This window comes from Kitasatospora misakiensis, from assembly GCF_042656005.1.
In the GTDB taxonomy this organism is placed as follows: domain Bacteria; phylum Actinomycetota; class Actinomycetes; order Streptomycetales; family Streptomycetaceae; genus Kitasatospora; species Kitasatospora misakiensis.
Window position 1 is genome coordinate 34272 of the sequence record NZ_JBHSOF010000011.1, and the last position, 25453, is coordinate 59724.

At 73.1% G+C, this 25453-nt stretch carries 23 protein-coding genes; 12 read left to right on the forward strand and 11 right to left on the reverse strand.

Annotated features, from left to right (window positions below; genetic code table 11):
- The first annotated feature begins 146 nt into the window (after positions 1-146).
- Positions 147-845, forward strand: coding sequence for a bifunctional DNA primase/polymerase (locus ACFP3U_RS11505; protein WP_380225383.1), 699 nt, complete (start codon positions 147-149; stop codon positions 843-845).
- 480 nt (positions 846-1325) lie between these two features.
- On the opposite strand, the gene ACFP3U_RS11510 is transcribed toward ACFP3U_RS11505, so the two are convergent.
- Complete coding sequence (locus ACFP3U_RS11510; RefSeq protein ID WP_380225274.1) at positions 1326-2018, reverse strand: metal-dependent transcriptional regulator; 693 nt, start codon at positions 2016-2018, stop codon at positions 1326-1328.
- Positions 2019-2240: 222 nt separating this feature from the next.
- On the opposite strand from ACFP3U_RS11510, the gene ACFP3U_RS11515 reads away from it, so the two are divergent.
- Together ACFP3U_RS11515 and ACFP3U_RS11520 are read left to right on the forward strand one after the other, a co-directional pair.
- The gene (locus tag ACFP3U_RS11515) at positions 2241-3005 is read left to right on the forward strand and encodes a sugar isomerase domain-containing protein (protein ID WP_380225275.1); all 765 of its coding nucleotides are present in this window, start codon (positions 2241-2243) and stop codon (positions 3003-3005) included.
- A 220-nt stretch (positions 3006-3225) separates the two neighbouring features.
- Positions 3226-4173, forward strand: a complete 948-nt coding sequence (locus ACFP3U_RS11520) for a DUF4231 domain-containing protein (protein ID WP_380225277.1) — start codon at positions 3226-3228, stop codon at positions 4171-4173.
- Here ACFP3U_RS11520 and ACFP3U_RS11525 read toward each other — a convergent pair.
- Positions 4145-5404 carry an FAD-dependent monooxygenase gene (locus ACFP3U_RS11525; RefSeq protein ID WP_380225278.1) on the reverse strand — a complete coding sequence of 420 codons (1260 nt, stop codon included), beginning with the start codon at positions 5402-5404 and terminating at the stop codon, positions 4145-4147. The two genes, ACFP3U_RS11520 and ACFP3U_RS11525, sit on opposite strands and share 29 nt — an antisense overlap.
- A 108-nt stretch (positions 5405-5512) precedes the next feature.
- On the opposite strand from ACFP3U_RS11525, the gene ACFP3U_RS11530 reads away from it, so the two are divergent.
- Positions 5513-6205, forward strand: coding sequence for a TetR/AcrR family transcriptional regulator (locus ACFP3U_RS11530; RefSeq protein ID WP_380225279.1), 693 nt, complete (start codon positions 5513-5515; stop codon positions 6203-6205).
- A gap of 44 nt (positions 6206-6249) precedes the next feature.
- On the opposite strand, the gene ACFP3U_RS11535 is transcribed toward ACFP3U_RS11530, so the two are convergent.
- Both ACFP3U_RS11535 and ACFP3U_RS11540 read right to left on the reverse strand, forming a co-directional pair.
- Positions 6250-7212, reverse strand: a complete 963-nt coding sequence (locus ACFP3U_RS11535; protein WP_380225280.1) for a 2-hydroxyacid dehydrogenase — start codon at positions 7210-7212, stop codon at positions 6250-6252.
- A gap of 392 nt (positions 7213-7604) precedes the next feature.
- Positions 7605-7781, reverse strand: a complete 177-nt coding sequence (locus tag ACFP3U_RS11540; RefSeq protein WP_380225281.1) for an ATP-binding protein — start codon at positions 7779-7781, stop codon at positions 7605-7607.
- A 281-nt stretch (positions 7782-8062) separates the two neighbouring features.
- On the opposite strand from ACFP3U_RS11540, the gene ACFP3U_RS11545 reads away from it, so the two are divergent.
- The 7 genes from ACFP3U_RS11545 to ACFP3U_RS11575 all read left to right on the forward strand — a co-directional run bounded on the left by ACFP3U_RS11545 (position 8063) and on the right by ACFP3U_RS11575 (position 13433).
- Complete coding sequence (locus ACFP3U_RS11545; protein WP_380225282.1) at positions 8063-8932, forward strand: helix-turn-helix domain-containing protein; 870 nt, start codon at positions 8063-8065, stop codon at positions 8930-8932.
- A gap of 2 nt (positions 8933-8934) precedes the next feature.
- A complete protein-coding gene (locus ACFP3U_RS11550) occupies positions 8935-9129 on the forward strand; it encodes a DUF397 domain-containing protein (RefSeq protein WP_380225283.1) in 195 nt (64 codons plus the stop codon).
- A 79-nt stretch (positions 9130-9208) separates the two neighbouring features.
- Complete coding sequence (locus tag ACFP3U_RS11555) at positions 9209-9406, forward strand: DUF397 domain-containing protein (protein WP_380225284.1); 198 nt, start codon at positions 9209-9211, stop codon at positions 9404-9406.
- A gap of 191 nt (positions 9407-9597) precedes the next feature.
- A complete protein-coding gene (locus ACFP3U_RS11560; RefSeq protein WP_380225285.1) occupies positions 9598-10443 on the forward strand; it encodes a GNAT family N-acetyltransferase in 846 nt (281 codons plus the stop codon).
- A gap of 318 nt (positions 10444-10761) precedes the next feature.
- A complete protein-coding gene (locus ACFP3U_RS11565; RefSeq protein WP_380225286.1) occupies positions 10762-11976 on the forward strand; it encodes a helix-turn-helix domain-containing protein in 1215 nt (404 codons plus the stop codon).
- A gap of 132 nt (positions 11977-12108) precedes the next feature.
- Positions 12109-12258 (forward strand): hypothetical protein, encoded by a 150-nt coding sequence (locus ACFP3U_RS11570; protein ID WP_380225287.1) that lies wholly within the window; start codon positions 12109-12111, stop codon positions 12256-12258.
- Entirely contained in the window at positions 12255-13433 is a 1179-nt protein-coding gene (locus tag ACFP3U_RS11575; protein ID WP_380225289.1) for a methyltransferase domain-containing protein, read from the forward strand. Before ACFP3U_RS11570 ends, ACFP3U_RS11575 begins: the two co-directional genes overlap by 4 nt.
- Positions 13434-13562: 129 nt before the next feature.
- On the opposite strand, the gene ACFP3U_RS11580 is transcribed toward ACFP3U_RS11575, so the two are convergent.
- The 3 genes from ACFP3U_RS11580 to ACFP3U_RS11590 all read right to left on the reverse strand — a co-directional run bounded on the left by ACFP3U_RS11580 (position 13563) and on the right by ACFP3U_RS11590 (position 15752).
- Positions 13563-15029 (reverse strand): CHAP domain-containing protein, encoded by a 1467-nt coding sequence (locus tag ACFP3U_RS11580; RefSeq protein WP_380225290.1) that lies wholly within the window; start codon positions 15027-15029, stop codon positions 13563-13565.
- A gap of 216 nt (positions 15030-15245) precedes the next feature.
- A complete protein-coding gene (locus tag ACFP3U_RS11585) occupies positions 15246-15545 on the reverse strand; it encodes a hypothetical protein (protein ID WP_380225291.1) in 300 nt (99 codons plus the stop codon).
- A gap of 6 nt (positions 15546-15551) precedes the next feature.
- Positions 15552-15752: a hypothetical protein gene (locus ACFP3U_RS11590; RefSeq protein ID WP_380225292.1), complete on the reverse strand. Its 201-nt coding sequence runs from the start codon at positions 15750-15752 to the stop codon at positions 15552-15554.
- A 390-nt stretch (positions 15753-16142) separates the two neighbouring features.
- Between ACFP3U_RS11590 and ACFP3U_RS11595 the strand changes: the two genes are divergently transcribed.
- Positions 16143-17117, forward strand: a complete 975-nt coding sequence (locus ACFP3U_RS11595; RefSeq protein ID WP_380225293.1) for a LuxR C-terminal-related transcriptional regulator — start codon at positions 16143-16145, stop codon at positions 17115-17117.
- A gap of 76 nt (positions 17118-17193) precedes the next feature.
- On the opposite strand, the gene ACFP3U_RS11600 is transcribed toward ACFP3U_RS11595, so the two are convergent.
- The 4 genes from ACFP3U_RS11600 to ACFP3U_RS11615 are packed head-to-tail and all read right to left on the reverse strand — an operon-like array spanning position 17194 to position 25440.
- Complete coding sequence (locus tag ACFP3U_RS11600; protein WP_380225294.1) at positions 17194-19512, reverse strand: FxsB family cyclophane-forming radical SAM/SPASM peptide maturase; 2319 nt, start codon at positions 19510-19512, stop codon at positions 17194-17196.
- Between the two features lie 42 nt (positions 19513-19554).
- The gene (locus tag ACFP3U_RS11605) at positions 19555-19734 is read right to left on the reverse strand and encodes a hypothetical protein (protein WP_380225295.1); all 180 of its coding nucleotides are present in this window, start codon (positions 19732-19734) and stop codon (positions 19555-19557) included.
- Between the two features lie 34 nt (positions 19735-19768).
- Complete coding sequence (gene fxsT, locus ACFP3U_RS11610) at positions 19769-23866, reverse strand: FxSxx-COOH system tetratricopeptide repeat protein (RefSeq protein WP_380225296.1); 4098 nt, start codon at positions 23864-23866, stop codon at positions 19769-19771.
- Positions 23863-25440 carry a TIR-like protein FxsC gene (locus ACFP3U_RS11615; RefSeq protein ID WP_380225297.1) on the reverse strand — a complete coding sequence of 526 codons (1578 nt, stop codon included), beginning with the start codon at positions 25438-25440 and terminating at the stop codon, positions 23863-23865. Before ACFP3U_RS11615 ends, fxsT begins: the two co-directional genes overlap by 4 nt.
- Positions 25441-25453 lie beyond the last annotated feature (13 nt).

Below are 25453 nucleotides of genomic sequence, written 5' to 3' on the forward strand. Positions count from 1 at the left end.
CCCCACTGCGCCCACCCCGCCTCCCCCCGGCGCGCTCAAGCACGGTCCGCCTCACCGGTACGGGTGAATTGGCACCGCGTGGCGGACCGGCCCGCAGCCGACCGTAACCCGCCTCACGCACGGTAGTTGAGCAGCCCGTGGAAGACATCCCCGACTCCCCCGACCAGGGCTCCGACACCGGACTGCCCCCGCTGCTCATCGAAGCCGTCAGCTACGCCGAGACCCGTCACTGGGAGGTCGCCCCGGGCGCCTGGCTGATCGACGGCGACGGCCCCGCCCGCTGCTCCTGCGGCGAGCCGCGCTGCGCGCTGCCCGGTGCCCACCCGATCGACTCGGACTGGGCGCGCAAGGCGAGCGCCGGCCCGGGCGCGGTGCGGCGCTGGTGGACGGAGCGCCCGGAGGCGTCGATCCTGCTGCCGACCGGCCGGTCCTTCGACGTCCTGGACGTTCCGGAGGTGGCCGGCTGCCTGGCGCTGGCCCGGATGGAGCGGATGGGTCTGCAACTCGGACCGGTGGCGGTGGTCCCGACCGCGCAGGGCCGGTCCGGGCGGCGGCTGCACTTCCTGGTGCTGCCCGGGGTGGCGACCAAGCTCCCGGAGATGCTCCGCAAGCTGGGCTGGCCGCCCGGCCGGCTGGACCTGGTGGCCCGGGGCGAGGGCGACTGGACGGTGGCCCCGCCGTCCCGGGTCGGCCCGACCGGCTTCGCCCAGTGGGCCCGCTCACCCTCCGCGCTCAACCGCTGGCTGCCGGACGCCGCCGAGCTGATCAACCCGCTGGCCTACGCCTGCGGACGCGAGGCGCCGTCGGCCTCGGCGCAGCAGACCCAGCACGCGGCGCTGCGCTGACCGCACCCCCCGCCGCCGAACGGCCGAGCCTGCCGAGGACTGCCGCCCTGCGCCGATCGGGTGAGGGGTGTGCGCCGCGCGAGACCCCGCGCGCGAGTGACGGGCCTTGTCTCCCACCGGAGGCCGGGCCCGTCATACGCATGTGCGGATAAGGGTTCGGTGTACCCGCTGGTCAACGGCGAAAGCCCCTCGTACGAGTGACGACGCTCAAGGATTGCCATGATCGGCCGAGTGGCAGAAATCCCCATGTGAGGGGGTCGCCGGAAGGGGCGCTCGGACGGGGAAGCCGGGCGAGGCGGACGCGGGAGGGACGGAGGGGAACCGGAGGGGACGGGAGGGATGGGCGGGGTCGCGGTACCGGCCGGGTTCGGGGTGGCCGGTGGCGCGGAACGGGAGGGAACGGGGAGGCCGGAAGGGCCCGGTGCACGGGGAGCACCGGGCCCTTCCGGCCGTTCTCGCGCGCGCGGCGCGAGCCGTGTCTCAGGCCTGCGCGACGAAGACGTGCGCGGCGATCTCCTTGCCCAGCTCGGCCGTGTTCTCGCCGGTGCCCACCAGGACCCCGACGACCCCGACGTTCACCCGCACCGTGGAGCCCGGCCGGACCCCGGCCCGGCGCAGCGTGCGCATCAGGTCGCCGTCGGTCTGGATCGGCTCACCGATCCGGCGGACCACCACGTCGGCGCCCTCGTCGCCCGGCCGCACGGTGTCCAGCGGGACGAGCCCGGCGTCGAAGCCCTCGCCCTCGGCCCGGGCGTCGCCCAGCTCGTCCAGGCCCGGGATCGGGTTGCCGTACGGGGACTGGGTCGGGTGGCCGAGCATGGCGAGCACCTTGCGCTCGACCGTCTCGCTCATCACGTGCTCCCAGCGGCAGGCCTCCTCGTGCACCTGCTCCCACTCCAGGCCGATCACGTCGACCAGCAGGCACTCGGCGATGCGGTGCTTGCGCATCACCCGCACCGCGAGCCGGCGCCCCTCCTCGGTCAGCTCCAGGTGGCGGTCGCCCGCGACCCGGAGCAGCCCGTCGCGCTCCATCCGGCCGACCGTCTGGCTGACCGTGGGACCGCTCTGCTCCAGGCGCTCGGCGATCCGGGCGCGCATCGGGGTGATGCCCTCCTCCTCCAGCTCCAGGATGGTGCGAAGGTACATCTCAGTGGTGTCGATCAGCCCAGACATCGCCGCTGGCTCCGTTCCTCGGTGTCCTCACCGCCAATTCTGACCTACCGCACCGACAACCGGGCCCGCCCGAGGGCCCGGCGGGTGGGTTTTCGTCCCTGTTGACAGCGGCACCGGCCAAGCAGCACGGTGCTGGCCGTAGCTTTCTCCACCCGCGGTCCGGTCCGTCACGGCCGCCCCCACCCGGCCGGAGCGCGCACCGGCAGAGAGCGAAGGCAGCAGATGAGCGAGCTGGTCGGCCGGTATTTCGATGCCGCGATCGCCCACCTCCAGCGGGTCCGGACCGAGGAGGCGGAGAACATCGAGGCGGCCGCCGACCTGCTGGCCGACGCGATCGCCGAAGGGCGCAGAATCTTCACCTTCGGCGCCGGCCACTCCTCGCTGGCGGCCCAGGACGTGGTCTACCGGGCCGGCGGGCTGGTCCCGATCAACCTGCTGGAGGTCCCCGGGATGTCCGGGGTCACGGTGCGGCCGGCGCCGCTGGCGAGCGCCCTGGAGCGGGTCTCCGGACTGGCCACCACCACCCTGGACCTCACCCCCGCCACCAGCGGGGACGTGCTGTTCCTGATCTCGCTCTCCGGCCGCCAGATGATGCCCGTCGAGCTGGCCCAGCACGCCCGCGGGCGCGGGCTGAAGGTGATCGGGCTGACCTCGCTCGCCTACCCCGGCGAGGTCCCCTCGGCGCACCCCAGCGGCACCTACCTCAAGGACCACTGCGACGTCGTCCTGGACAACAAGATCGCGGTCGGCGACGGCGAGCTGACCCACCCCGGCGCCGAGACCACCTTCGGCCCGGTCTCCACCATCGTCACCAGCGCCCTGATGCAGGCCGTGGTCGCCTCCGCGGTGGACCGGCTGGCCGCCGCGGCGCTCGCCGGCGAGGGCGCCGCCCCGCCGCTCTTCCGCTCGGGCAACGTGCCCGGGGGCACCGAGTGGAACGCCAAGCAGATGGCCGACAACGCGGACCGGGTCTTCTACACCTTCTGATCGGCTGCACCTTCTGATCGGCGCCCGTCCGGACCGTTCCTCTGACCCGCACCGATGTGCTGGTCCGGACCGGACGGGCAGCCGTCGGTACCGGGAGGAGTACGCCACCCGGTCCGGGAACGTGGACGTCCGTGCCCGTCGGGCCGCCGCCCGAGGCGTACCGGCCCGTCCGCCGGGGCAGAACCGCCGGGGCGGTGGAGCTGCGAGCGGGGGGACGGGGATGGCGTCGGGCACGGGTGGGGCGGACCGGGTGGTGCGGGAGCGCGAGCTGCTGCCGGAGCTGTTCTGGGCGGCCGACTCGGCCTCCCAGCAGGGGCAGCACAGGGCCGTCCGGCTCTCCGCCGCCGAACTGCTGCTGCTGGTCGCCGCCGCCACGGCCGGCTCCGCCGACGGCCGGCCGTGGGCCTGGCTGGCCGCCGTCGCCTACCTCGGCGCGATCGGCCTCTCCGCGGTGATCAGCCGGCAGAACCCGCAGGGCCTCTGGTACGAGGGCCGGGCCGCCGCCGAGTCGGTGAAGACCCTCGCCTGGAAGTTCGCCGTCCGGGCCGACGCCGTCCAGCCGCCGCCCCGCCCGCTGCCGGACGCCGAGGGCCTCTACGGCCTCCAGCTCGGCCGGGTGCTGCACGCCTTCCGCGGCAGCCGCGCGATCGGCCCCGGCCTGGCCGGCCGGCCCGCCGAGAGCCAGGTCACCGCGGCGATGCGCGCCCTGCGCGAGCAGCCGCTGGCCGTCCGCCGGGACGTCTACCTGCGCGAACGCATCCAGGTGCAGCAGGACTGGTACCGGTCCAAGTCCCGCTATTGCGCCCGGGCCGGCTTCTGGACCGGGGTCGCGGGCGTGGTGCTGCCGCTGCTCGGCCTGGTGCTCGCGGTGCTGCGGGCGCTCGGGCTCTTCTCCTTCGACGCCCTCGGCGCCGTCTCCGCCGTGGCCGCCTCCGTCACCGCCTGGGCCCAGCTGCGCCAGTACCGGCCGCTGGCCGCCGCGTACGGCCTGGCCGCCGACGAACTGGCGCTGATCCGCGCCCAGTTGGCGAGCCTCGACGTCGGCTCGCCGGACGCCGAGGAGCTCTGGGCCCGCTTCTCCCGGGACGCCGAGGACGCCGTCTCCCGCGAGCACACCACCTGGCAGGCCCGCCGCGAGGTCAACGGCGCGGCCGACCGGGAGTACTGAGCGGGGTCCCGACGCCGTCCCGACGCGCTCCCGACGCCGTCTCGAACCGGCGGTAGTCGGGCAGGTCGAGGTGGGTCGCCTTCCGGCCCTCCTCGCTCATCCAGTCGAGGATGCGGGGGCGGTTCAGCGACCAGTCGCGCAGCCGCAGCCCGACGGCCCCGGGCGCCAGGAACCTGCCCGCGCGGTCGCCGCCCTTCTGGCAGCCCCGGGCGTACCCGCGCAGCAGGCCCTCGTAGCGGGCGAAGGCGGCGGTGTGGTCCCCGGCGGTGTGCTCCCCGGCGGCCGCGGCCAGTTCACCGGCGAGGACGTACGCGGCGACGATCGCGGTGCCGGTGCCCATCCCGCCGATGGTGGCCCCGCAGGCGGCGTCGCCGACGAGGGCGACGCGTCCGGTGGACCAGTTCGGGACGTCGGCCCGGCTGATGGAGTCGAAGTACAGGTCCTCGGCCTCGGCCAGGGAGGCCAGCAGCCGCGGCACCTCCCAGCCCGTCCCGGCGAAGGCCCCGGCGATGATCGCCTTCTGCCGCTCCTGGTCGTGGCGGTCGTACGTCAGCGCGGGCGAGGCGAAGACGAAGAAGGCCCCGGCCGTCTCCGGGTCCCGGTGGCTGGTGCCGACGGAGGCGAACCGCCCGGGCACGTTGAGGCCGACGGACCCCTCGCCCGGGCCGATGCCGAGGTAGTTGGGCAGCGACCACCCGGCGGCGTAGTGGCCGAGGTGGGTGACGTACCGCTCCTCCGGTCCGTGGGCGAGGCGGCGGACGTTGGAGTGCAGCCCGTCGGCCCCGACGACGAGGTCGAAGGTGCGGGCCTCGCCGCCGCGGAAGCGGACGTGGACACCGTCGGCGTCCTGGCGGAGCGCGGTGACGGACTCGCCGAAGCGGTAGTCGGTGAACGGGCGGCTGTGTTCGTACAGGACGCGGACGAGGTCGCCGCGCAGGACCTCGACGTCGCCGCCGGCGAACTCGGCGGGCAGGTGCAGCCTGGTCCGCCCGCTCTCGTCGACGAAGCGCATGGGGCTGCCGCCGGTGCGGATCCGGCGGAGGTCGTCGAGCACGCCCATGCGTTCCAGCACGGTCAGGTGGGTGGCGCCGCGGAAGTCGACGGCCTGGCCGCCGCCGCGCAGCTGCGGCGCCGCCTCGGCCACCGTCACCTCGAAGCCGTACCGGCCGAGCCAGAGCGCCAGCGCCGGTCCGGCGATGCCCGCTCCGGAGATCAGGACCTTCGTGCCCATCGTGCTCCACCCTTCGCCCAAAACTGTGTCCGTCGGACGCTATTTGTTGTTGTGTACGGTAGACGCAGTTTTTGGATGTGGCAAGCCTGAGGGCGGGCGGGAGAAGCGATGGCGGACGAACTGGCACGGCTGCTCTGGGGCCCGCACGCCCAGCCCAGGCGGGGCCCCAAACCCGCGCTGAGCCTGGACGGCATCGCCCGGGCCGGCATCGAGGTCGCGGACGCGGAGGGCCTGGCCGCCCTGTCGATGCAGCGTGTCGCGGAGTTGCTCGGCAAGACGAAGATGTCGCTCTACCGGTACGTGCCGGGCAAGGCGGAGCTGATCGGCCTGATGACGGATCGCGCGGTCGCCGCGCCGCCGGCGCTGGCGGGCGACGACTGGCGCGCGGACCTGACCGACTGGTCCGCGGCCCTGTACCTGGCCTTCGAACGGCACCCCTGGCTCCTGGAGGCGACCGTCGGCGCGCGCCTGATGGGCCCGGGGGAGCTCTCCTGGGTGGAACGGGCCCTCGCGGTGCTGGACGGCAAGGGCCTCACCGGCGGCGAGCGGCTCGACGCCGTCGTCCTGCTGAGCAGCCACGTCCGCGGCATCGCCCAGCAGGCGCGGGCGAGCGGGGCGGAGGTCGAGACCCGGCTCGTCGCGGCCCTCGCCGACGTACTGCGGGAGCACGGCGACGACTACCCGGCCACCCTGACCGCGATGACCGCGTCGGCCGAAGGGCGGGACCAGGCCCTGGCGTTCGGGATCGAGCGCATCCTGGACGGCCTGGAGGCGCTGATCACCCGACGCGCGGACTCATGAGGCGGGCCGCCTTATGAGCCCGCGCGTCGGATCGGCGGTGCGGCTCAGCGGCCGACCGGGGTGACCGGGTCCTTCCCGGCGAGGACGGCGAGGACGTTGTCGACGGCGAGGTTGCCCATCGCCTGACGGGTCCGGACGGTGGCGCTGCCCAGATGCGGGGCGAGCACGGCACGGTCCTGGGCGAGCAGCGCGGCCGGGACGGCCGGCTCGCGCTCGAAGTTGTCCACGGCGGCGGCGAACAGCGCACCCGACTCCAGGGCGGCGGCGAGCGCCTCCTCGTCGACGATCCCGGCGGTCATCGCGACCACCACCGCACCGGGCGGCAGGAGCGCCAGCCGGCGGGCGTCCAACAGGTGCCGGGTCGCCTCGCTGAGCGGGCAGGTGACCACCAGGACGGTGGAGGTGGAGAGCAGCTGCTCCAGCGGCAGCCACTCGGCGCCCTCGGCCTGCTCGGGCGGCAGCGGGTTGCGGTTGTGGTAGCGGACGGGCATGTCGAAGCCCTTGGCCCGGCGGGCCACCGCCTGCCCGATCCGGCCCATGCCGAGCACGCCCAACTGGGTGCCGCTCAGCTCCAGGCCGAGCATGAAGGTCGGCGCCCAGGCCCACGGCTCACCGGAACGGATGAGGCGCTCGCCCTCGCCGAGCCGGCGGGTGGCGGCGAGCAGCAGCGCCCACGCCATGTCGGCGGTGGCGGCGGTCAGCACACCGGGGGTGTTGGTGACGGCGATGCCGCGCTCGGCGCAGGCCGCCACGTCGACGTTGTGGTAGCCGACGGCGTGGTTGGCGACGATTTCGAGGCCGGGACCGGCCGCATCGAGGAGTTCGGCGTCCACCCGCTCGTCCAGGGTGGTGATCAGGGCTCGACGGCCGCGCACGGCGGTGAGCAACTCGCGGCGGCTCATCGGCAGTTCGGAGTCGTGCAAGGTGGCCGGGAGCTGCGCGGAGAGCCGCTCGACAACACCGGGCGCGAGACGACGGGTGACCAGGACCGGAGGCTGCTCGTTCACAGGCCCGGAGTCTACGCGGTGGGCCCTCGCCCCGACCGGGGCGAGGGCTTGGGTGCTCGGGTGCCATAGATGGCACCTAGGGGTCGACCGTGCCGCCCGCCCGGTCGACGCGGTCCCGGAGTGATCGCGTCAGCACCTCGCTTACCGCCCCGACCAGCGCCGAGGCGAGGACAAGGAGAGCCGCGACGACGGTCACGCGGCCGAGTCCAGCTCGAACCAGACGAGCTTGCCTCTCTTCTGGGGCTCCGCACCCCAGCGATGGGTGAGCCCCTCGACGAGCTGAAGCCCCCGCCCGCACTCGGCGAGTTCGCCGAGTGGGGTGGATCGGCGCTGCTCGGGGAGGGCGTGACTCTCGTCGCCGACCGAGACGCGGAGCGTCCGGCCGAGGATGGCTACCAGGACGACGGGGGCGGGGTACGGCCATGCCGCCAGGCATTGACGATCAGCTCGGCGAGCGCGAGCTCGGCGTCGAGGATCCGCTCGGCATCCCACCCGGCGCGCGCCATGGCCTCGCGCAACGACTGCCGGGCGAAGGTGAGGGAGGGGGAGTTGAGGTTGGGGTTACACACGGGGAATCTCCCTGCGGTGTAGGTAGGGGCACACCTCGGGGTCTGTCGCCGTGAACAAGCCCGTAGCGGGACTGGAGGCGCCGCATGCGAGTGCTCTTCGGTGCCCAGGCAGCTCGGTACCAACTGCCGTAAATATGAGCATTACTGACAAACCGTCCGGCGAGTGGTCGAAACAACTGTAGGCGCAAGTCCCTCAACTGTGCAACACACTCTGTGGGCATGCCTACACTTTCCGTAGGCTTCGGGTTCGAGGTCACTCGTCCGCGCAGAAAGGCACGTACGTGGGGTTCAGGACCGACATCAGCGAACGGCAGCGCCGATTTGGCGATGAGCTGAGACGTCTCCGCAACACCGCTGGCCTGTCCGCCGCCGAGATCGGTGATGTGCTCGGCATGAAGGGCCCCGCCGTCAGCCACACCGAGGCAGGCAGGCTCGGCCTCAACCTTGAGCGGCTCACCCTCTGGCTCGACACGTGCGCCGTCAACGACGCCGAGTACCGGGCCGGACTCGTCGCCATGTGCCGGAGCAACGGCAAGGGATGGTGGAGCGAGTATCGAGCCCATGTGGTGTCGGAAGCTCTCGATCTGGCCGAGTTCGAGGCTTCCTCGGCCTCGATCGGGAGTTACCAGACCCATCTGATCCCTGGCCTGCTGCAGACCAAGGCGTACAGCGAGGTGATCCTCGAATATGCCGAGAAGAAGGCGGAGTTCAGGCGCCGACGCCAGCAGTTGATCACAGCGGAGAACGCACCGCCCTTCCACGCCGTGATCCATGAAGCAGCCCTGCACATGATGTACGGCGGTCCGGCCGTCATGCGTGGACAGCTGAGCCATCTGATCGAGATGGCACTCCTCCCCCACGTGACGATCCAGATTCTCCCGTTCGACTGCACTGTCTACGCATCGACCGACACAGCATTCGTCCTGATGCACGGGCCGCATTCTCGGTTGGACACCGTTCTCCTGGAGAACCCCCACGGCCCGACATTTCTGGGCGATCCTGAGGGTGTGGCCACGTTCCGAAGGAAGTTCGACCGGCTCAAGGGCATGGCGCTCCCGCCACTGGACGCCGCTGCGCCTGGGCCGTCTCCCGCCTTTCGCGACTCGTGGGGCATGATCCAGCACGTCCGATACAGACTCCTGGGGAGGTAGCCATGGAGAAGCTCAACTGGCAGAAGTCGAGCTACAGCGGAGACGCCGCCGACTGCGTCGAGATCGCGGCTGACGGCAGCCTCATCCACATCCGCGAGTCCGATGATCCCGCCATAGCCATCACCACCACCAAGGCCAAGCTCGCTGCCTGGCTCCAAGGTGCCAAGGCTGGCGAATTCGACCACCTCACCGGCTGAGCACCACCTCGGGTTGCTCCCGCGGCGCGCGGGAGCAACCCGTCACACCTACAAGAAGGTCGGCTTAAGGAGGCGTGCCATGTCCCAACAACTCAACTGGCAGAAATCGACCTTCAGCGGGGAGAACACCGACTGCGTCGAGATCGCATCCAACGGCGAACTCGTCCACATCCGCGAATCCGACGACCCCGCCGCCATCATCACCACCACCAAGGCCAAACTCACCGCCTGGCTCCAACGCACCAAGGCCGGCGAATTCGACCACCTCACCAACTGAGCGTTGCTCCCCAGGGCTGCTCCCGCGCTGGCGCGGGAGCAGCCCTGAACCGCTCGTCTCCCCAGCGAGATCAGCCGCTGACCTTCAGTCCAACACCGCCAACGCATCAACCAGGGCTCGCCCCTGCCAGGCACGCGGCGCTCTTCGCGTCGGGGCCTGAGCCCTGTCGGCCGGGCGAGTAGGGTGCGGGCATGGAGCTGTCCTGGGGCCTGCTGCACCCCGTGATGTCCGTGCCGTACCTGCCGACGCTCGGCCCCCTGCACCCCGACGCCATCAGCGCCGGGCTGCTCGATGCCATCGTCTCGGTCGCCGGGAGCGGCGAGTTCCTGCCCCACGACAAGGACCGCCGCTGGTCCGAGCGGAAGGACGAACACCTCCTGGTCGACGACGTGCACCAGGATCGGGTTCGCACCCTGATCCCCACTCTCACGGGCCGGGGCGGCCTGCGGGTCCACCTCTACGGCACCCCCGAGCACCGACCCGAGGCCCTGGAGACGGCCGCCGGGCTTGCCACCGCCCACCGCGCCACCACGGCCCGCGTGGTCTGGTTCGAGGCCGACCCCGACCCCGTGGCCGCCTCCACCCGCATCCAGCTCCGCACCTTCGACGGCCCGGCCCCGGCCGTCGAAGGGATCGAGCACCTGGACGCCCTTCCCGAACCCGTGCGCGCCACCTTCGGTGCCTTCGCCGACAAGCTGGCCGACGAAGGCTTCGCCTTCCTCCACTCCCGCATCGACAGCGTCGGCCCCGTCCTGACCACCGTCCGCGACAACCGTGTTGTCGGCGCCATCGGCCCGATGGAGACCATGCCCGATCCGATCGGCAGGGCCCGACTCCTGCCTCAGTACTTCGGCGTTTTGCCCGAGTATCGAGGGCTCGGCCTCGGCCGCCTGCTGTGGCGCGCCGCCATGCACTGGGGCAGCACCAACGGCGCGGACTACCAACTACTGCAGACCACCGCCGGCGGCGCATCCGACCGCCTGTGCCAGGCCGAGGGACTGACCGACCTCGGCTTCGTCTGTGTGATGACGGTATGACCTCACCGTTCTCATCCGGCGCTGCACATCCTCTGTAGGAGCACCACTTCGGGCGTTCGCGAGTCCGATGCCCCCGCCGTCATCACCACCACCAAGGCCAAGCTCACCGCCTGGCTCCAACGCGCCAAGTCCGGCGACTTCGACCACCTCACCCACTGAGCGTTGCCACCCAGGGTTGCTCCCGCGCCAGCGCGGGAGCAACCCGGAACGCGTTTCCCCTGCCCTGCGTGCTGGTGGCCAGGACCACTGCGGACCGCACGTCTCCTTCTCCACAAGGCAGTTCCTCGCCTGCCTGCACTCACGGCGTAGTGTCGACGCATGCCCAACGAGCAGCTCGGAGACCGGCTGGCCAAGCTCCGGAGGATCGCCGGTCTCACGCAGGAGGGTCTGGCCCAGAAGGCCGGCGTTTCCGTCGATGTGGTGCGGAAACTGGAGCAACGGCGTAAGCGGTCGGCCCGGCTGCCGACTCTGCACGCACTCGCCAGGGGCCTGGACGTCGAACTGACGGCCTTGCTCGGCGACCCGCCCGCCGTCCCCTCGACCGGCGACGCCGATCCACCGGAACTGGTGGCTGTCCGCCGGGCGATCATGCCGCCGCTCTTCGCCCCACCGCCTGCCCCGGACCCGGCGGACGAACTCTCGCTGCGGATGCTGAGGTCCGAGATCGCCGACGCGTGGACGCTCTACCACCAGGCCGACTTCGGACAGCTGATGCGCGTGCTTCCGGAGATCCTTGACGACGCCCGCCTCGCCGCCGCCGTGGGCAGGGGGCAGGATCGACTGGCGGGGCAACACGCGCTGGGGAAGGCGCTGCAACTCGGCGGTCACCTCGCCATTCGACTCGGGAAGACCGACCTCGGGCTGTCCAGCCTGGAACGGGCGATAGCGGCGGCGGACGCCTCCGAGGACCCGCTGCTGACGGCGATGATCTGCAACTCCGTCGCATGGGCGTACCAACGGCAGAACCGCCTGGCGGACGCCCAGACGTTGGCCGTTCATGCCGCCGACGGCGTCGAGCGGGACCACACCACCAGCGCGGAGGGGCTTCGCGTCTGGGGTGGCCTCCTCATGTCAGCTGCCACGAGCACGGCTCGGAACGGAGACTACGAAGGGGCCTCCGACATGATGCTCACCGCCGAGCGAGCCACGGCCGAACTCGCCCGCCTCCCCGCCCCCGCGGACGGCCGCATGGTGAGCGTCTTCAGCCGTTCATCGGTGCGGATCGAGCGCGTCCGCCTGGCCGTGCAACACGCTCGGCCGGAAGAGGCACTGGCCCTGGCCCGGGGCATGAGGCTGAGCGCGGACACCCCTCCGTCGTGGCGTACGTGGCTCCTTCTCGACGTCGCCCGTGCCCACACCGACATCGGGGACGCGTCATCGGCTGTCGCCACTCTGGAGAGACTTCAACGCGTCGCTCCGGGGTGGATACGGCATCACACGCTGGCCGTCTCCATCGTCGCCGACCTCTGGGCCGGTCCGTCCCGCCCACCCGGCCTACGGCGGCTGGCGCGAGCCCTCGGCGTATCTGACTAATGCTCAAAACTAGGACGTTTCATCCCTGTTGCCGGACCACCGATCACGGGAACCTTCTCGTGCGGTTACGGAGAGGAACGTGCTTCCGCTCCGGCGAAATCCCACCTCACGACCGTACAGAGAGAGGAATCCATGGGTAAGCGCAGCGGCGGGTCCGGCGACGGCAAGGGCGGCGGGCAGCAGGACGACAGCAACAAGGGTGCCGGGCACGGCGGTGGCGGGTCCGACGAGGGTGGCAACACCTCGGACGGCTCGGCTCCGGCGGGCGGCGGCGGCAAGTGAGTGGCGAGACGCACGAGGAGGCGGGCCCCCAGGGGCTCGCCTCCGCGCTGGTGGCCGGCGGCGCGCTCTCCTCGGACTGGCTCCCCTCCTTCAACGCGGTACCCCGCGAGCTGTTCGTTCCGGATCGCATCTGGCCGGGCATCGCGGACGGCACCCGGCAGAACCCCGTCGTCTACCGGTCGCAGGACCCCGAGGCGTGGCGCAGGGCGGTCTACTCGGACATCCCGTTGACCACGCAGTGGGACGACGGCGACCACCAAGGAGACGGGCTCGGGACGACCCCGAGTTCGTCCAACTCCATGCCGACCATGGTCTTCTCGATGCTCCAGGACTTGGACGTCCGCCCAGGTGACAAGGTGCTGGAGGTCGGAGCCGGCACGGGCTGGAACGCGGGCCTGCTGGCCCACCGCCTGGGCGACCTCAACGTGGTGAGCGTCGAGTACGACCCGGACGTCGCCCGCGGCGCCCGGGAGAACCTTGACCGAGCCGGACTCGCGCCGACCGTCGTCGAGGGCGACGGACGGCAGGGCTGGCCGCAGGGCGCCCCGTTCAACCGGATCATCGCCACCTGCTCCCTGCTGGAGATCCCTCCCGCCTGGCTCACGCAGACGGCGCCCGGCGGGACCATCCTCGCCCCCTTCGGCACCGAGTACGGCGGCGAGCAGATCGTCCGGCTGACCGTGAACGAGGACGGGACGAGCGCGAGCGGCAGGTTCACCCGGAGCTCGGCGTTCATGCGGCTGCGCCAACAGCGCACGGACCGGCCGCCCTTCGAGGACTACCTGCGCGGGAAGGACTGGCCGGCCGACGGAGTGCGCAGCACCAGCGCCCTGGCCCCGCCCGACACCGGCGGGTGGCTCGAACAGTTCGTCATCGGCGCCGCCGTACCCGGCGCGTTCTGGCGGGCGGAACGCTACGAGGACGGCGCGTACACGCTCTGGCTCTACAGCCGGGACACCGAGTCCTGGGCGTCCGTCGACTACGTGCGAGGCCGCACGGAGTACGAGGTCCACCAGTCCGGCCCGAGGGCCCTCTGGGACGAGGTCGAAGCCGCGTGGCGCTGGTGGGACGAGCACGGCCGCCCGGGCTTCGACCGGTTCGGCCTCACGGTTGGGCCCGAAGGCCACACCGTGTGGCTCGATTCCCCGGGGACCCCGGTACCGCTCCGAGCCTGACCTCAGACCCCTGCCGAGGAACCCTTCGGCGAACGGCGGAAGGCCGCCACCGAGGAGGTGGCGGCCTTCGGGGCCCGAGGGGTGGCCCGTGACGCGGACCCGGGGGTCGGCGCCACGGGCGGGAAGGGGTCAGGAGCCCGAGGCCGCGGTGATCTCGCTGAAGCCCTGGGTGTTGGAGACCTGGTTGAAGCCGCTCCAACCACCCGTGGAGTAGTTGCCGTTGTTGCCGTACACACGGTCGTCCGAGCCGATCGCGTACAGGTGGACGGTGTTGTTCTCCGGGGAGGCGGCGAGGCGCTTGAAGCCCTGGGCGTCGGCGACCTGGTTGAAGCCGCTCCAGCCACCCGTGGAGTAGTTGCCGTTGTTGCCGTACACGCGCTTGTCGGTGCCGATCGCGTACAGGTGGACGGTGTTGCCGGTTGCGACGGCGGTCAGCTGCTCGAAGCCCTGGGTGTTGGTGACCTGGTTGAAGCCGCTCCAGCCGCCCGTGGAGTAGTTGCCGTTGTTGCCGTACACACGGTCGTCCGAGCCGATCGCGTACAGGCGCACCGTGCTGCCGGTCGCGGTGACCGCGATCTCCTTGAAGCCAGGGGTGTTGTCGACCATCTTGAAGCCGCTCCAGTCGCCGCCCGCGTAGTCGCCGTCGTTGCTGTAGACACGCTTGTCCGAGCCGAGTGCGTACAGGCGCACCGTGTTGCCGGTCGCGGTGACCGCGATCTGGGTGAAGCCCTGGGTGTCGTCGACCAGCTTGAAGCCGCTCCAGGTGTTGGTGGAGTAGGTGCCGACGTTCTCGTAGACGCGGTCGTCGGTGCCGAGGGCGAAGAGGTGGACGGAGTCGCCGACGGTGATGGCGGTCGGCTGCCGGAAGCCCTGGGTGTTGGAGACCTGGTTGAAGCCGCTCCACGTGTTCTTGGAGTAGTCGCCGTTGTCGCCGTAGATCCGCTTGTCCGAGCCGAGCGCGTAGAGGTGGACGACCGGGGAGGCGGTGGGCGTGGCGGGCGGGGTGGGCGTGCCGACGCCGGTGCCGGTGACCGGGGAGATGTAGCCGCTGATGGTCTTGCCGAAGGGGGCCGAGCCGACGCTCCAGTTGGTGGTGCTGCGCGAGGTGACGTGCCCCGGGTAACTCCCCTGGTTGCCGCCGGTGATGGTGACGGTGTTGCCGGAGATCGCCGTGACGAGGGCCACGTGGTCGTCAGTGGTGGTGCCGCCGTAGTTGTAGACGACGGCGTCACCGACGTGCGGGGTCGAGGACCGGGTGCCGTACTTGAGGCCGTACTCGTAGAAGCTGGCCGCCAGGTCGTCCAGCGTCCCGAGTCCGGTCACGCCGTTCTGCGCCCACACCCAGCCGGCGAAGTCGGCGCACCAGGCGTGGGTTCGCTCGCCTCCGCTGCAGCTGCTGGTCTGGCCCGGGCCGCCGTCGTAACCTCCGTGGGCGCAGGCGCCGTTGCCGAGCTCGCCGAGGGCGGTGGCGGCGATCTGCTCGCCGAGGGTGGCGGCGTTGGCAGGGGCGGTGAAGGCACCGAGGGCGCCGACGGTGAGCAGCGAGGCGGCGACGAAGCGCGCGGGGGTGGCGGTGGCGGTGGTGTTCGTACGCATGATGGGCTCCGGGAGAGATGGGGGGTGGGCGGTGGGGCGCACCCCGGTGAAGTGGTGACAGGTGCCGCGTGGGCGGCGGAAGTTCATGGGGCGACCGGTCGTCCTGGCACTGCGGCGAGGAAGGCGCGTGGCCGGGTCGGCGCGCGTCGGCCGGTGCAGGTGTGGCGGTGCAGGTGTTGCCGCGCAGGTGAGACCGTGCAGGCGAAGCCGTGCAGGTCAGGCGGTGGCGGTCCGCGGGGGCAGGTAGCGGCGGCGCAACAGGGGCGAGGCGTCGTGGCAGCGGGTGAGCAGCGCTTCGGCCCGGCAGGGTGCGTCGGCGACGGGCCTGGTGGCGGTGGCGGTGGCGAGGTACATCAGGAGGTCGATCCGGTCCGCTTCGGGACGGCCGGTGACGTGTTCGAGGCCGTCACCCGGCGTCGCGTGGGCCCACAGGGCGCCCAGGACCTCCGCCACTTCGGCGGCCGGTTCGGGCGCCGCCTGCTGCCGGCGGTGGAGGCTGGCGTAGATGATGTCCACCGGAGCTCAGCCCCAGGTGAGGTTGGACTGCGTGACCGGTGCGCCGGTGCCGGCGGTGCCGGTGGCGGCGGCGGTCGCGGCGGTGGTCGCGGCGGTGGTCGAGGTGGTGACGGTCGCGGCACTCGCGGCGCCGGCGGCGGCACCGGCGGTGGCGGCCAGGGTGAGGACGGCGACCGCGGCGGCCTGGACGAGACGGGTGCGGATCATGGTGGTTGCTCCTGTTCGGTGAACGGTCCGGCGGTGGCTTCCGGTCGGCGTCCCGCGGTTGACGCCTCGCCCGGTGTGCCGTTCGGGCGGTGCTCCCTGGCGGCGGTCACCAGCTTGGCCGCAGCGACAGGGGTGGCGGAAGGGCTTCCCGGCGGCGTGGACTCGCCAGGCGCGATCACGCCATAGTGTCATGCACGGATCAGATCACTCCCGATCCCGCCGCGTCCCCCGCCCTTCGGGCCGGCCGACGGGGCCGAAGTTTCCCCCCATATGCCCTGACCTGGGGCGAAGCCGCCACGGAGAAGCTTGATGGGAGATCCGGGAAGTGTCAGGATCTCGACTGCCCGGCGCCGAACCGATGCGCCGGTCCGAGGCAGGGGGGCCTTCGCCATGCTTGAGACACTGGGACTGACCACCGAGACCACCACCGTCTACCGGGCGATGCTCGACCGTCCCGACCACGACGTCGCCGACCTCGCCGCCCAGTGCGGCCTGACGGTCACCCAAGTCCACGCATGCCTGGACGAACTCGGCCACCTCATGCTCGTCCGCGCCAGCGCCGAACACCCCGGGCAACTGCGCGCCGTCAGCCCCGACATCGGTCTGACCAACGCCCTCGCCCGCCAGGAGGCCGACCTCGCCGCCCGGCAGGCCCGGCTCGCCACCGCCCGCGCGGCCGTCACCCGCATGGTCGCCGAACACGCCGAGACCCGGGCCGGCCAGGGCGAACGCCTCATGGGCATGGACGCCATCCAGGCCCGCCTCGACCTCATGGGCGCGCAGGCCGGCACCGAGGTCCTCGGCGTCCACCCCGGCCCGCAGCAGCGCCCCGAGGACGTCGCCGCCGGCCTCCGGGCCAACGCGGACGCGATCGCCCGCGGTGTGCGCATCAAGTCCCTCTACCAGGACGCCACCCGCAACGACCCGCACACCACCGCGTACGCCCACTGGCTCGTCAGCCTGGGCAGCGAGGTGCGCACCGCGCCGACCCTCCCCCAGCGCCTGGTCATCGTCGACCGCACCCAGGCGCTCGTCCCCATCGACCCCGCCGACACCCGCCAGGGCGCGCTCCACGTCACCCAGCCCGGCATCGTCGACGCGCTCACCAGCCTCTTCGAGCACGCCTGGGCCACCGCCGTCCCCCTCGGCAGCCGGAGCCCCAACGACCCCTCCACCGGCCTCACCCCCACCGAACGCGAACTCCTGCGCCTGCTCGGCACCGGACTCACCGACGCCGCCGCCGGACAGCGCCTCGGCCTCTCCACCCGCACCGTCAGCCGCCACATGACCGCCATCATGGAACGCCTCAACGCCACCAGCCGCTTCGAGGCCGGCCTCAAGGCCGCCCAACAGGGCTGGCTCTGACACCGGCGGCACCCCGTCGGCGGTCACGCGGTACGGCTGGACAGCCTGGGGGCCCGGTACCGCTCGGAGGCTGACCTCAGACCCCCCTGCCGGGGAACACAGTGGCCCGCAGCCAGGGGTCGACGGACTCCCTTGCACCATCGGCGAAGCGCTTTCCCAGGGGGGTCAGTGCTCCGCTGCCTGCCAGCAGATCGACGGCCTCGTCCGTCAGCCTGCGCCAGTGGGCGAAGCGCGCGCGGGCTGCTTCTCCTTCTGTGCCTTCGGTGGGGCGGGTGCCCCAGAATGCCGTCACCGCCAGGTGGGCGTAGACGGCCTGGAAGAGGGAGCCGATCGGGCGCGGGGACAGCCCGAAGGCTTCGAACAGCCGGGTGTCGCTCCGGTCGTACAGCTCCTCCCTGTCCAGTACCGCGCCCAGCTTCACGTGCTGGAACTCGTGGACCAGCAGCAGCGCCAGGGTCGAAGACGTGCGCGGTCGGGCGATGCCGACGGCGCCGAAGGCCTGGCGGGCCGCCGAGCTGACGTCGTGGCCGTCCGGGGTCGGGCGTAGCGGGGTGACGGTGGTCAGGCCGGCCCACAGGCCGGGCGCGTACTCGGGCAGATCGCGGTCGAGCAGGTCGGCGGCCTCTCCCAGATCGCGCGCCCAGCCGGCGTACTCGGCGTCGGTCAGACGGTCGGCGACCGGCCAGCGGTGGGCCGCCCGTTGCGGGTCGACGTCCTCCAGCGCGATCCCCCTCACCGTCCGACGGAGCGGCTGCCAGCACGGGTCACTCGAACCGGCGACCGCATCGTCGTCGGTGCGCGCCGTCCAGCCCGTCCGTCCGCCGGTGATCCGCGCCTCCCGCGCTCCCCCGCCGAGCACCAGCCGTCCCAGTGTCGGCAGGTGCAGCACGCCCTCCCGGACCGGCACCACCACGCTGTCCCCCCGCCCCGCGCGGACCGCCGCGGCGGCGGCCAGTTCGGCCAGCGTGCCGAGGCCGGCGCCCGGGTCGCCGCCCAACCGCCGCGCGGCCCAGGCGCGGACGTACGGGTGCGCGAACACCGCGTCCACGGCGGCCGGTTCGGCCTCGTCCAGCTCGGCCAGCAGGTCCCAGGCCGCCGAACGCGCCACCCCCGAGGAACCGTGGACGGCGGCCAGCATCGTCCGGGTGAGCGCCAGTTGCGATCGGGCCAGCGCGCGGACGGTCTCCCGGCCGCCCAACCCCACGGCCAGTTCGTCCAGTTGCCCGTCCGTGAGCTCGGGCCCGACGAGATCGACCGGCGGCGCGACGGGCCGCCGGACGGAGCCGGCCCGCGCGGCCAGGCCGTCGATCAGCGCCCGCAGGTCGGCGCAGTACACCGAGGGGTGGTCGAAGGAGCCGTCCCGATACCGGTGCGCGTACAGCCCGCCCCCGCACGACCGCACCACCGGGCAGGCCCGGCAGGCGGCACTCAACCCCTCCAGGCCCGACTGCCGGGCGGCCATCCCGGGGTGCCGCGCGACCTCGTCGAGGCTGTGCCGGAAGACGTCCATCCCGGTGGCGGGCGCGCCGTCGTACGCGGTCTTCAGGCTGTCGGCCTGCTCGTACGTGCCGTCCGTCTCCAGCACCACCAGGTCGACCGGCTCCAGCCCCAGCGCCTCGCTCAGACCGGGCAGCCCGGACAACGTCCGGTGCACCGAGTCGAAGGTGCGGACGGCGAACGGGCGCCCGTCCGCCTCCCAGTGCGCGTGGACGGTCAGCAGCCAGTCGGCGTACGGCGTCGGGCCCGCACCGGGAGGGCGTTCCGGCGGCTGCTCCCAGGTGGCGTGCGGGAGCAGGAAGTCGACGGCCGGGGGCTCCAGTTCGGCGAGCGCCCGGTACACGGCCACCGGGTCGTTCGCCACGTCGACGGTGCAGAGCAGCCCCGCGTACAGGTGCCGGAACCGCGGTTCGCGCAGCAGCCCGACCGCCCGCAGCACCTGCGGATGGCTGGACCGCCCGTTCGCGAAGCGGCGGTGCCGGTCGTTGGCGGCCCGGTCGCCGTCCAGCGAGACGCCGACCCGGATGCCCAGCTCGTCGAACAGCTCGCAGTACGCCGCGCTCAGCCGCACCCCGTTGGTGTGCACCCGCAGGTCGAGCTCGCACACCTCGGGCAGCGCCGCCCGCAACCGCTCCACCGCCCGCCGGAACACCTCCGGCCCGGCCAGCAGCGGTTCACCCCCGTGCAGGACGACCCGGACGCCGGTCAGCCCGTGCACGGCCGCGTGCTCCCCGATCCGCTCCGCCACCCGCGCCAGCACGGCGTCCCCGACGGCCCGCGGTCTGGACCGCCAGCCGGTGTCGGCGTGCTCGTACACGTAGCAGTGGTCGCAGGCAAGGTCGCACCGACTGTGGACCTTCAGCACGAACTGCGTGATCGGCGGCGGAGGAAACGTCATGACGGCACGTTTCCAACGGGTAGCGCCGAATAATCCTGATTATCAGATCGCAGAGTCGAACGGTGAGACCGGGCGGGCTCCGAGGCCCGACAGGGCCAGTTCAAGGCGGCTTGCCAGCTCACCCGCGTCCAGCCCCGCCAGTTCGGCGAGGCCGGGGCGCTGCGCGGGGACGCGGCCGTCGGTCCGCTCGGTCACCACGTGCGGCTCCACGGTCGCGTCCATCGTCAACTCCCTTTCACCAGTGGCCCGCCCGCCGTCAGGCCGGCGGAAGCTCGATCGACGTGTCCAGCCACTCCCGCACCCGGATCGACTCGGTGAGCGGGTGCCCTTCGCCCAGGTGCGGCACCGCGCGGGCCCGGGCCAGGGTCCGCGCGCCCAGTTCCGCCGCCTCCTCGGGGTCGCCGGCGGCGGCGAGCGCCAGGGCGAGGTTCGCCGAGGCCGCCAGGGTGTCCGGATGGTCCGGGCCCAGCCGCTCGGCCAGCAGCCGCGCGGCCGCCGCGGAGAGGCTCGCCGCTTCCGCGTACGCACCCGCGCGGGCCATGTCGTTCGCGCGGTTGAGCCGGGAGACCGCGACCCAGGGGTGCCGGTCGCCGAGCACTCTCAGCAGGTCGTCCAGCACCCCGCCGGCGAGCGACCGGGCCTCCTCGCTCCGGCCGGCCCGGCGCAGCGCCACCGCGAGGTTGCCCGCCGCCAGTCGCTCCATGGGGTGGCCGTCACCGAGGTGGTCGCGGTGGTACCGGTACGACTCGTCGGCGAACACGACGGCCTGTTCGCCGTCCCCGAGTGCCCCGAGCACCGCCGCGAGCGTCCCGGCGACCCCGGCGGCGCCGGGATGGTCCGGCCCGTAGCGCCCCTCCAGCCGCCGGTGGACGTCCTCGGCCTCGACCAGCGCCTCCGGGAGCCGGCCCAGCCGGCGCAGGGTGGCGCTGCGGTACCGCCGAGCCCGCAGGGTGTCGTCGTGGTCCTCGCCGAGCACGTCCCGGCTCCGGCGGACGGTCTTCTCCAACTGTGTCAGCGCCTCGGCCGGCCGCCCCACCTCGCGCAGCAGGTGTCCCTGGAGGAGGCCCCCCAGGATGGTGAACGGACTGCGCTTGCCGAACACCTCCAGCTTCCGGTGGTAGAGCGCCTCGTGGATGGCCAGCGCCCCGCTGAGGTCGCCCGCCAGCATGATGGAGACGACCAGGTTGTTCTCGACCATCAGGGTGCGCGGGTGGTTCGCTCCGAGCACCCGGCGCGCGGCGGCCAGGGTCTCCTCGTCCAGTTCCTGGGCCTCCTGGTAGCGGCCGAGGTGCCGGAGGTCGCCGCCCAGGCCGGTGGCCGCCGGGAAGGTGTCGCGGTGCTGCCGGCCCACCAGCGCCGTCAGCCGTTCGAAGGCGTCGCGGTCGGTCTCGTACGCCTCGCGGACCAGCCCCTGGGAGCGCTGGATGTTGCCGAGCTGGACGCGCAGCAGCTGGACCTCGACATCGGCCTCGATGCTGCGGGGTCCGGCCTCGCGCCACCGGGCGAGGACCCGTTCGGCCAGTTCGCGGCCGGCGTCGTGCAGGCTGCGCCGCCAGAGGTAGCGGACCGAGTTGACGATCCACCGCCGCACGGCCGGGTCGTCGGAGTCGGCAGCCCCGGACGGCCACAGGTGCGGCAGCAGTTCGGCGTACCGGGGCCAGTTGTGCGGGGCGTCCGGGTCGCCCGGGTCGGCGAGTGCGAAGGCGCGGTGGGCCGCAGCGCGGACCCGCGCGCGGTCGGCCTCGCCGACCTGCTCGCGCAGCAGGGCCTGGACGATCCGGTGCACCACCAGCGTCCCGGCCGCGTGGTCGTAGCGGGCCAGGTTGAACTGGTTGACGGTCCGCAGGATCTCGCCGACCGCCAGCCGGTGGTCGGAGGCGTCCGGGGCGAGCCCGATCGCCTCGATCACCGGCGGGCTGTACAGCAGCGCGATCGGGATGGCGTCCGGCCCCAGGAAGCCGCAGACCTCCAGCAGTCGGGCGGCGGGGGCGTTGAGCCGGCGCAGGTCGGAGCCGGCGATCCGCCAGGTGGCCGCGGTGGCCGTGTCGTTGAGCCCCTCGCCGGCCGCGCCCTGGCCGATGATGTCGCCCTCGCCACCCCTGCCGCTGCCCCCCCGCACCGAGCGGTCGAGGATGTCGGTGAGCGTCTCGTCCAGCAGGTCCGCGTACGTGGCCGCCGGCATCGGCGTCTCCTGGAGCCACGCGGCGGCCTGGCCGACGGCGAGCGGGAGGTCGCCGAGCAGTTCGGCGATCCGCTCCGCGTCCGCCCGCTCGACCCCAGTGTTGAAGTGCCGGACGAGTTCGACGCTCTCCGCCCGGTCGAACACCTCGACCTCGGTGCGGCCCGGGCGGCGGGCCCAGCGCCGGTCGCGCGAGGTGACCAGGACGTGGCCGCCGGGCGCGGCGGCGGGCAGCCAGGGGTCCAGCAGCTCCGGGTCCTCGGCGTTGTCGAAGAGCAGCAGCCAGCGGTGGTACGGCCGGCCGCTGGCGAGCGCGTCGAGAACGGCGCGCGCCGTCCGGGTGACGTCGCCGTCGGTCTCCAGGCCGAGGCCGGGGGCGAGTTCGGCGAGCTTCTGCGGGATCACCGCGGGCTGCTGGGCCGGGACCCACCAGAGCACGTCGTAGCCGGCCGCGAAGCGGTGCGCGTACTCGATCGCGGCCTGCGACTTGCCGACGCCGCCGATGCCGTAGAGCACCTGGACGGGCGCGGCGTCGGCGCCGGCGGTGAAGCCGTCGCGGACGGCCTCCAGCAGCCGCATCCGGCCGGTGAAGGTGGGCAGCCGGGGCGGGAGTTCCTGCACCGAGGGCCGGCCGTCCGGGAAGCGGGCCGGGTGCGGCACGGTGGTCTCGCCGTTCTCCATCCAGCGCCCGGCGCCGGGCGGCGGGCCGATCAGCTCGAACAGCTGGGCCTCGGCCTGCTCCGCCGAGCCGAGCGCGAGCTCCAGCGCCCGGTGCCCGGCGAACTGCGGCGGCTCCGCGCCCTCGGCCGCGCCGATCCGCACGGCGAGCAGGCCGCCGGAGTCGCCCACCGGGCCCTGGCCGGTGAGCCGGCGCCAGATCTCCCGGGCGCGCGGCAGGGCGGCGTACTCGGCGGTGAGCACGGCGAGCAGCCGGCCGTCGCCGTCCAGCGGGCCGGCGGCCTCGGGCAGGGTGCCGTTCTGCGGCGGGCCGGGATCGAGCGGGACGGCGGCGCTGTGCAGGCTGACCAGGTAGCCGAAGCCGCGCAGGGTCTCGGAGATCCACTCGGCCCACACCCGGTCCTTGGGCGCGTAGCTCACGTGCACCTGGCGGGAGCGGGTGCGGCCGGTCCGCAGATAGGCCGCGTACAGCCGCCGGCGGGCCTGGTCGGGCAGCGGTCGCAGCGCGCTGACCCGGCCGTCGGTGAGCCAGGCGGCCAGCCGTTCGAAGGCGGCGAGCAGGCTGCGGCCCTGCTGCGGCCGGTCGACGATGGTGGCCGGCACCTCCTCGTAGGCGTAGAACGGCTTGTACGGCACCTCGACGTCGCGCCAGTAGTCGGCCCGCCGCTCGGGGCTCAGCCAGCGCTCCAGGTACGGGTCGAAGGCGTCGTGGGCGAGGTCGCGCCCGGCCGCAAGACCGGCGCGTTCGGCGTCCTCGACCCGCATCGGGACGGGCAGGACGCGGATCTCCCGCTCGTCGGCGGCGACTATGGCGCGGGCCGCGTCGACGCCGCCGCGGATGCTCTGGGCGCCGAGGGTGAAGCAGTCCACGACCGTGTCGGGCATCAGCACCGTGCAGATGCCCGAGGTGTCGCTGACGCCGGTCCGGCTGTCGATCAGCACGTAGTCGTACGCGCCGGTCCACTGCTCGCGCAGCGCGTACAGGAACTCCGCGCCGCGGATGTCGGCGCGGGTGTAGAAGCTGCGCCAGTTGAAGCTGGTGACGGCGGCCGAGTACGCGGCGTTCTGCCGGCCGGCCGGCATGAGGTCGAGCTTGCCGCCGTCCGGGAGGTCGAGGGCGAGGCCGCACAGGTAGCGCTCCAGCCGGCCGGGCGCGGCCAGCCACTCCCGGGGGTCCGGGCCAGGTCCGGGGCGGTCCGGGCCGGGCAGCGCCTCGTCGACGTAGGCCCGGAGCATGTCGATCAGCCCGTCGGTGCCGTGCAGTTCGGGGTCGACCAGCAGCGGGTGGTAGTAGCGGTGCAGGCCCGGGGCCTCCAGGTCCCAGTCCACCACCAGGACGCGCAGGCCCTGGCTGGCCAGGATCCAGCCCAGGTTGGCGAGCGCCATGGTGCGCCCGGTGCCGCCCTTGAACGAGTAGAAGGTGACGACCGTGCCGGTGCCGGGGGTCGCGAGGGCGGCGGACCCGTGGTCCGCGAGGGCGGCGTGCTCGACGCTCATCGGTCCGCTTCTCCTTCACTGGGCGCCCGGCTGGTCAGGGGCACGGTCTCCTCGCGCAGGGCGCCCCTCGGCCCCGGTGCGGTTCCGGTCCCGGTTCCCGGGGAGGTCCCGTTTCCGGGTGCGGCCCCGTTTCCCGTGGCGTTCCCGGCCCCGGACTCGGCGGCGTTCCCGGCCTCCGGGGCGCTCCCCGGGTGCGGGACGGGCGGTCCCGACGGGACGGGCGGAACGGGCGGGACGGGCGGCCAGGCCGGGATGGTGAGGCCCGGCATCGGTCGCGGGTCCGGACCGAGCCCGAACTGGGCCCGGGCGGCCACCGGATCGTCGTCCACCTGGTCGAGCAGGCGGTTCTGGGCGACGGTCACGGTGGACAGCAGCTCGCGTTCGAAGCGTTCCCGTCCGATGTGGATGCGAAAGAGCGGCTCGGGCCCCGACCGGTGCAACCAGGTGCGCGCGAACACCTCGCGCACCCCCTCCCAGAGCCGGGCGCGCGCCGGACCGGCCGGCGGGTCGTCGGTGCTGTCCGGCAGCAGGACGGCGGTGACCGGGTGGTTCTGCCGGTCGAAGTCGCGCAGCGCCTGCCGGTAGGGCTCGGCGCCGGCCGCCCACGGGTCCACCAGCAGGACACTGACCTCGTTGTTCTCCCGGGCCCGGTCGAGCGCTTCGGCGAGGTCCGGGCCGACCAGGTCCAGGCTGGTGCTGTGCCCGGCGCGGGTGATCACCTGCTGGGCCTGGACCGCCAACGAGGGCAGCCGGGGCGGGTGGTACGGCGCCCAGTCGCGCGGGTGCGCCCCGTACCAGCCGCCGTGGTACGGCCCGTCCGCGGCGCCCGCGCCCGCGGCGGCCACCGGGGCGCCGTCCGCGCCGGTGCGCGGCACCGGGATCCGCTCGCCGTTGAGCGCCCCCGGCGGGGCGGGCGGGTCGCCGGCCCGGCGGGCCGCGACGAAGAGCCGGACCAGGCTGCTGCGGGTGGCCACCGGGGCGATCTCCGGCACCGGGAAGCAGCCCTCCACCTGCCCGAGGTCGAGGTCCCGCAGCTCGCCGACCCGCCAGGAGGCGGCCTCCCGCACCCGCTCGGCGATCACCCGCACCACCTTGCGGTACGCCGTGCCGTGCGGGTCGGTCCGCAGCAGGTGCCGCAGGCCGCCGGTGGCGTACTCGGCGCCGAAGTCGTGCTGCACGTACTGGATCCGCCGCACCTCGGCGGGCAGGTCCTCGGGCGGCGGCTCCCACAGGACGGGAATGAGGGCCGGGACGCTCTCGCCGGTCTGCTCCTCGTGGCGCCGCGTCCGGTGGTCGAAAGCCGTCCACTCCTTGCCGCAGTAGGCGCTGGCGAAGTAGGCGGGCGAGTAGAGGGCGACCATGGCGCGGCTGGCGCCGAGCATCCGGGAGAGCTGCCGCTCCCAGTCGTCGCCGATCCGCAGCCGCTCGGTGTCCCGGTAGGCCAGCTCGCCCGGACCGGCCTCGGGCTCGATCCGGGCCAGTTCGTCCCGCAGGTCGGTGAAGAACTGGTCGACGAAGGCTCCCCCGGCCAGGTGGTCCCGCCGCGCGTAGCTGAAGAAGAAGTACGGCCGCACCCAAGAACCCCCC

What these genes read in the sequence shown, in the direction of transcription:
- ACFP3U_RS11510 (WP_380225274.1), bottom strand. Translation starts at nt 2,018, where the DNA reads ATGTCTGGGCTGATCGACACCACTGAGATGTACCTTCGCACCATCCTG.
- ACFP3U_RS11515 (WP_380225275.1), top strand. Translation starts at nt 2,241, where the DNA reads ATGAGCGAGCTGGTCGGCCGGTATTTCGATGCCGCGATCGCCCACCTC.
- ACFP3U_RS11520 (WP_380225277.1), top strand. Translation starts at nt 3,226, where the DNA reads ATGGCGTCGGGCACGGGTGGGGCGGACCGGGTGGTGCGGGAGCGCGAG.
- ACFP3U_RS11525 (WP_380225278.1), bottom strand. Translation starts at nt 5,404, where the DNA reads ATGGGCACGAAGGTCCTGATCTCCGGAGCGGGCATCGCCGGACCGGCG.
- ACFP3U_RS11530 (WP_380225279.1), top strand. Translation starts at nt 5,513, where the DNA reads ATGGCGGACGAACTGGCACGGCTGCTCTGGGGCCCGCACGCCCAGCCC.
- ACFP3U_RS11550 (WP_380225283.1), top strand. Translation starts at nt 8,935, where the DNA reads ATGGAGAAGCTCAACTGGCAGAAGTCGAGCTACAGCGGAGACGCCGCC.
- ACFP3U_RS11555 (WP_380225284.1), top strand. Translation starts at nt 9,209, where the DNA reads ATGTCCCAACAACTCAACTGGCAGAAATCGACCTTCAGCGGGGAGAAC.
- ACFP3U_RS11560 (WP_380225285.1), top strand. Translation starts at nt 9,598, where the DNA reads ATGGAGCTGTCCTGGGGCCTGCTGCACCCCGTGATGTCCGTGCCGTAC.
- ACFP3U_RS11565 (WP_380225286.1), top strand. Translation starts at nt 10,762, where the DNA reads ATGCCCAACGAGCAGCTCGGAGACCGGCTGGCCAAGCTCCGGAGGATC.
- ACFP3U_RS11570 (WP_380225287.1), top strand. Translation starts at nt 12,109, where the DNA reads ATGGGTAAGCGCAGCGGCGGGTCCGGCGACGGCAAGGGCGGCGGGCAG.
- ACFP3U_RS11580 (WP_380225290.1), bottom strand. Translation starts at nt 15,029, where the DNA reads ATGCGTACGAACACCACCGCCACCGCCACCCCCGCGCGCTTCGTCGCC.
- ACFP3U_RS11590 (WP_380225292.1), bottom strand. Translation starts at nt 15,752, where the DNA reads ATGATCCGCACCCGTCTCGTCCAGGCCGCCGCGGTCGCCGTCCTCACC.
- ACFP3U_RS11595 (WP_380225293.1), top strand. Translation starts at nt 16,143, where the DNA reads ATGCTTGAGACACTGGGACTGACCACCGAGACCACCACCGTCTACCGG.
- ACFP3U_RS11600 (WP_380225294.1), bottom strand. Translation starts at nt 19,512, where the DNA reads ATGACGTTTCCTCCGCCGCCGATCACGCAGTTCGTGCTGAAGGTCCAC.
- ACFP3U_RS11605 (WP_380225295.1), bottom strand. Translation starts at nt 19,734, where the DNA reads ATGGACGCGACCGTGGAGCCGCACGTGGTGACCGAGCGGACCGACGGC.
- fxsT (WP_380225296.1), bottom strand. Translation starts at nt 23,866, where the DNA reads ATGAGCGTCGAGCACGCCGCCCTCGCGGACCACGGGTCCGCCGCCCTC.